Origin of the sequence: Enterobacter cloacae complex sp. IR5458, assembly GCF_049238025.1 — a bacterium.
Classification (GTDB): domain Bacteria; phylum Pseudomonadota; class Gammaproteobacteria; order Enterobacterales; family Enterobacteriaceae; genus Enterobacter; species Enterobacter kobei.
Genome location: NZ_JBMKIF010000085.1, coordinates 1 through 4,833 on the forward strand (window position 1 = coordinate 1; position 4,833 = coordinate 4,833).

Below are 4,833 nucleotides of genomic sequence, written 5' to 3' on the forward strand. Positions count from 1 at the left end.
TTCTGGTCCGGGTTCCCTGTGCAGTTGATGGTAAACGTCTTTCCGCTGGCTTCGGTCACACTGTATTCCGTATTGCCCTGACCGTAACCCTGCTGCCAGAACCCCGGGATAGCAGAGGCATTAAAGCTCGCGAGCAGTACACCCGCCAGCATAAACCGACTTAGTGAAAGTATTGTCATTCTTGTCTCCTTTGTCGTTGTTTTATTCCTAGTTCTCAGGGTTTGAGGGTATCAGCAGTCGCCCCATCAGTTTGCCGTCATGGGCGTACTCAAAGTATTTTTCTTTGGTATACGGGTCCGTCACCTCCTGGTATTCCAGTTTGATGTTATCGGCAATACACAGCGCATTCATCAGTGGCTGGACGGTTTTTTCCTGCATATCCACGAGGTAGTAGTAACTGCCATCCTCGCAGCCATCGGGCGACTGGCGGGTACGTAAAACCTGCAAGGTGGGACCGGATAAGTAGTCAACCTGTGACCATTCTTCGCTGACATCATCGTAAGCGTCAAGCCACTGCCGCCTGTTGCGATTACTAACGATTGACGATGATAGAGTCCTCTTATTAACGTTAATGGACTCTATCAATGTCAAACACTCTTCAGCCCCGCAGGGCGCGGGCGTCCTACTCAATGGACTTTAAGCTGGCTCTCGTCGAAAAGTCATATCAGCCTGGAGCCTGTGTTGCCCGGTTGGCGCGGGATAATGGAATTAATGACAATCTGCTGTTTACCTGGCGCCAGCGTTACAGACATCTTCTGCCCGATGAAATACAACGGTCAATCAGAGAGCAAGACTCTGTTATCCCCGTTGTCCTGCCTGATATGGCCCTGTCACACCATGCTGAGCCGCACTATGAACCCGCCGCTCCAGCCTGCCGCGAGGCCATGACATGCGAGGTGACTGTCGGCGGTGCCAGCCTGCGTCTGTCCGGGGATTTATCACCTGCACTTCTGAAAACGCTGATCCGCGAGCTGACCGGGAGGAGCCGATGATACCCTTACCGTCAGGCACTCGTATCTGGCTGGTTGCCGGGGTCACCGATATGCGTAAGTCCTTCAATGGTCTGGGCGAACTGGTCCAGCATGTTCTTGATGACAATCCGTTCTCCGGCCACCTGTTTATCTTCCGTGGTCGTAAAGGTGACACCGTGAGGATCCTCTGGGCTGATGCTGACGGTCTGTGTCTGTTTACCAAACGTCTGGAAGAGGGACAGTTCGTCTGGCCTGCTGTACGCGACGGCAAAATCGCCATCACCCGCTCACAACTCGCCATGCTCCTCGATAAGCTGGACTGGCGGCAACCTAAAACTGCACGCCTTAACTCACTGACGATGTTGTAAAAAGCGCATGACCGCATTATAAATGGGGTCATGAGTCAGGACTATCTCGCCCGTATCGCTGCGCTGGAAGACGCGCTTCGCCAGAAAGACAGCCAGCTCAGTCTCGTTGCTGAGACTGAGTCGTTCCTGCGTTCGGCGCTGGCCCGCGCAGAAGAGAAAATAGAGAACGAAGAGCGTGAAATAGAATATCTGCGGGCTCAGATAGAAAAACTGCGCCGAATGCTGTTCGGTACCCGTTCAGAAAAGCTACGCCGGCAGGTCGAAGAAGCCGAAGCCCTGCTGAAACAGCAGGAGCAGCAAAGCGATCGTTACAACGGCCGGGACAATGATCAGCAGGTTCCGCGTCAGTTGCGCCAGTCCCGTCATCGTCGCCCGTTACCGGAACATCTTCCCCGCGAAATAAACAGACTGGAGCCAGCTGAAACCAGCTGTCCTGGTTGCGGTAGTGATATGGCCTATCTCAGCGAAGTCAGCGCGGAGCAACTGGAGCTGGTCTCCAGCGCCCTGAAAGTGATCCGCACGGTCAGAGTGAAAAAGGCCTGTACCCGATGCGACTGCGTCGTTGAAGCGCCAGCGCCCTCACGTCCTATCGACCGGGGCATCGCCGGGCCGGGTCTGCTGGCCCGCGTGTTAACGGCCAAATACTGTGAACACCTGCCGCTGTATCGCCAGTGCGAAATCTTTGCCCGTCAGGGTGTGGATCTGAGTCGTGCGCTGCTCTCCAACTGGGTGGATGCGTGCTGCCGGTTAATGGCCCCGCTGGATGAAGCCCTCTACCACTACGTGATGGACTGCCGCAAACTGCATACGGATGACACTCCGGTGCCCGTGCTGGCGCCGGGCAGAAAGAAGACGAAAACCGGGCGTATCTGGACATATGTCCGTGATAACAGAAGCGCGGGTTCATCAGATCCGCCAGCGGCATGGTTCGCCTTCTCACCGGACCGACAGGGGAAACACCCTCAGCAACATCTTCGGCACTATCATGGCGTGCTGCAGGCAGATGCCTTCGCAGGGTACGACAGGTTGTTCAGCGCAGAGCGTGAAGGTGGCCCGTTGACAGAAGCGGCATGCTGGGCTCATGCGCGGCGCAAAATCCATGACGTCTATATCAGCACCCGGACGGCCACAGCAGAGGAGGCTCTGAAGCGCATCAGTGAGTTATACGCGATAGAAGAGGAAATACGCGGCCTTCCGGCATCTCAGCGGCTGGCCGCCAGACGGTCCCGAAGTAAACCGTTGCTGATATCCCTGCATGACTGGTTGGTGGAGAAAAGAGCCACTCTGTCGAAAAAATCCCGGTTAGGCGAGGCGTTCGCTTATGCACTGAACCAGTGGGATGCCCTGTGTTACTACTGCGATGATGGTCTGGCAGAGCCGGATAATAACGCTGCTGAGCGCGCGCTACGAGCGGTCTGTCTGGGCAAGAAAAACTACATCTTCTTCGGCAGTGATCATGGTGGTGAACGTGGTGCCCTGCTGTATGGTCTGATCGGAACGTGCAGGCTGAACGGTATCGATCCAGAGGGTTACCTTCGCCATATCCTGAGCGTATTGCCGGAGTGGCCCATCAACAAAGTGGCCGAACTGCTGCCATGGAACGTAGATCTCACCAATAAATAGCCGTCAATACGGCGCTCACTTAACGCTTACACATCATCCTGGTGGCTGACCACATCACTGAAACGCGGTGGGGTGAGGTCCTTAAATTTACTGATGGCCTTCAGGTCATCACTTCTGTCATCGCATGCGATGAGAAACAGAGTGGTGGCAACCAGCGCCAGCAGAGGCAGTGTTTTACGTTTCATTATTTTTTTCCTGAAATCAGACGAACCACTTTGGCAAAGACATAAATGCCCACGAAAATACCCACCGGCACGCCGACGAACGGTGTCAGCGCGACACTGGCAGCACCGGCTGCGCCACCTCCCGTCAGCAGTGCGGCAACAGTGGCAAGGGTCAGGGCCGCGAGACTGTCGGACACCCCGGTTTTGTTCAGAATGATGACGATGACAACAATGGCGATAATGGCAATAACGGGCATAGGGCTCCTCCCTGTTGCCGGGTTGATAACAACGCTTGCGCTATTCTGGTGAGCTGTTGGCCGGAACAAACGTAAGCAGTGACTGCTGGATAAAGCGAAAATGGGGTAAGGACTGAATAAAGCCCGGGTCTTCAACAAGACGACACAGACTGTCGTTACGCCGGAAAGTCTCCTGCAGGGGCTGAACCAGATGGATTTCATCCAGGGAGAATACGGCGATATGTCCGTCGTGCTCTGCCACCAGATACCAGGCCTGCTGGTGGATAAGTAACCGGCAGGGAGCCAGCCGCTCACAGCGCTGCCCCTCGGCAATCAGAGTCACCCGCCTGCGCCCGGTAATGGCCTGAATCAGTCGCCAGAAAGACAATGCGCCTGATGGCGAAGGAGCCGGACTGGCGGGTGCGATTACGCAGGGAGACTCATCGCACATCAGCAGTGCGTTTACCAGACGACGGTCAAAGCCAGGGAAAAGACCGGCCATCCCGCTGCGGTGGGCAAAGATAAGCACGTCGGGCACCATCTGCGTCTCACTGCCCGCAGTGCGTAAGCGGCAATATCCGGACTGATACTCCAGGTCCAGATACATCAGCCGCTCACGAAAATCACGCCGCAGCGTGCGCACCGACACACCAAACTCAGCGGCAAGCTTACGCACACTCAGCGTTTCCCCTGCCACCAGACGGCTGATTATCAGTGACAGCCTGACAGCCAGCCGGTCATGGCGGCGTTCTGCCTGTGTCATGAGACGTTCTCCGTGAAAGTTAACTGACTGAAAATGATGTGATTACTTTAAAGAGGGGGTCGGACAGGGTATGGACACCACAGAAACTATTTTTCATTTCTGCAAAAGCCAGAGGCAGCGGGGGTTACAGGCCTTCCCTCGGTGAGTGAGGACCGTCAGCACGGTGCGATGCGGACAGGTGGTGTCCGATATTAACAAAGCAGCAACATTAAACGGTCACTGCAGTTGCGTGAGCAGGGCTTCCGCCATCACCCACAGTGCCCGGTTAAGTTTCACGTCCCCGTCGATACCGCGAACGGCACGGGTATGTGACCGTCCTCCTTTGGCATTACGGCCACTGAGCCCGCCCTTAATCAGGTTCTCCTGAATACGCTGGTACGTGGTCCACAGGTCATTGCTCTCATCCTGCCAGCGGCGAGGGGAGAGGATCTGCGATTCAGTCACCGGCTGGTGGTCTTCACCAAAGCGGTATGTGAGGGCGGCTTTTGCCAGTGCCTGCTGTGCCGGGGGTGGCAACAGCAACGACTGCATGGCATCCCGTTTCTCCTCCACCCGGTCAAAAATCCCCAGCACCTCATACGCGCCTTCAATCACCTGACTCACCACGTCCCCCTTGTGTGGCACCCGCACCTCGCCAAACGACTCACCGCAGACGAGCCCGTTCTGACAAACCGCACGAAATAGTCCCGGCAACATCTGATACGAACT

6 protein-coding genes and 3 pseudogenes are annotated in these 4,833 nt (G+C 55.8%); 3 read left to right on the top strand and 6 right to left on the bottom strand.

Annotation, left to right across the window (positions count from 1 at the left end):
* Positions 1 to 179: pseudogene (gene ykfB / locus ACOTYN_RS25710) on the bottom strand (protein YkfB); the annotation flags it as partial.
* A gap of 28 nt (positions 180 to 207) precedes the next feature.
* Positions 208 to 498, bottom strand: a pseudogene (locus tag ACOTYN_RS25715) (YfjS/YafY family lipoprotein); the annotation flags it as partial.
* Positions 499 to 584: 86 nt separating this feature from the next.
* On the opposite strand from ACOTYN_RS25715, the gene tnpA reads away from it, so the two are divergent.
* From tnpA to tnpC, 3 genes are read left to right on the top strand one after another with little or no spacing between them, the layout of a single operon-like run.
* Positions 585 to 992, top strand: a complete 408-nt coding sequence (gene tnpA, locus ACOTYN_RS25720; protein WP_021567585.1) for an IS66-like element accessory protein TnpA — start codon at positions 585 to 587, stop codon at positions 990 to 992.
* Positions 989 to 1,339: an IS66 family insertion sequence element accessory protein TnpB gene (gene tnpB, locus ACOTYN_RS25725; protein ID WP_021567584.1), complete on the top strand. Its 351-nt coding sequence runs from the start codon at positions 989 to 991 to the stop codon at positions 1,337 to 1,339. Before tnpA ends, tnpB begins: the two co-directional genes overlap by 4 nt.
* Positions 1,340 to 1,369: 30 nt before the next feature.
* Positions 1,370 to 2,962: an IS66 family transposase gene (gene tnpC, locus ACOTYN_RS25730; RefSeq protein WP_039264109.1), complete on the top strand. Its 1,593-nt coding sequence runs from the start codon at positions 1,370 to 1,372 to the stop codon at positions 2,960 to 2,962.
* Between the two features lie 29 nt (positions 2,963 to 2,991).
* Here the strand turns inward: tnpC and yafY are convergent.
* The 4 genes and pseudogenes from yafY to ACOTYN_RS25750 form a co-directional block, all read right to left on the bottom strand.
* Positions 2,992 to 3,147 (bottom strand): annotated as a pseudogene (gene yafY, locus ACOTYN_RS25735) (lipoprotein YafY); the annotation flags it as partial.
* A complete protein-coding gene (ypjK, locus tag ACOTYN_RS25740) occupies positions 3,147 to 3,383 on the bottom strand; it encodes a protein YpjK (protein WP_001144031.1) in 237 nt (78 codons plus the stop codon). The gene ypjK and the pseudogene yafY, both read right to left, overlap by 1 nt.
* A 40-nt stretch (positions 3,384 to 3,423) precedes the next feature.
* Positions 3,424 to 4,125, bottom strand: coding sequence for a WYL domain-containing protein (locus ACOTYN_RS25745; RefSeq protein WP_006812588.1), 702 nt, complete (start codon positions 4,123 to 4,125; stop codon positions 3,424 to 3,426).
* Between the two features lie 216 nt (positions 4,126 to 4,341).
* Positions 4,342 to 4,833: DUF932 domain-containing protein (locus ACOTYN_RS25750; RefSeq protein WP_006812589.1), on the bottom strand; the 492-nt coding region annotated here is incomplete at its 5' end.

Bases quoted from the DNA above. Each gene is read 5' to 3' on its own strand.
- tnpC (WP_039264109.1), top strand. From the start codon at position 1,370: ATGAGTCAGGACTATCTCGCCCGTATCGCTGCGCTGGAAGACGCGCTT.
- ACOTYN_RS25745 (WP_006812588.1), bottom strand. From the start codon at position 4,125: ATGACACAGGCAGAACGCCGCCATGACCGGCTGGCTGTCAGGCTGTCA.
- tnpB (WP_021567584.1), top strand. From the start codon at position 989: ATGATACCCTTACCGTCAGGCACTCGTATCTGGCTGGTTGCCGGGGTC.
- tnpA (WP_021567585.1), top strand. From the start codon at position 585: ATGTCAAACACTCTTCAGCCCCGCAGGGCGCGGGCGTCCTACTCAATG.
- ypjK (WP_001144031.1), bottom strand. From the start codon at position 3,383: ATGCCCGTTATTGCCATTATCGCCATTGTTGTCATCGTCATCATTCTG.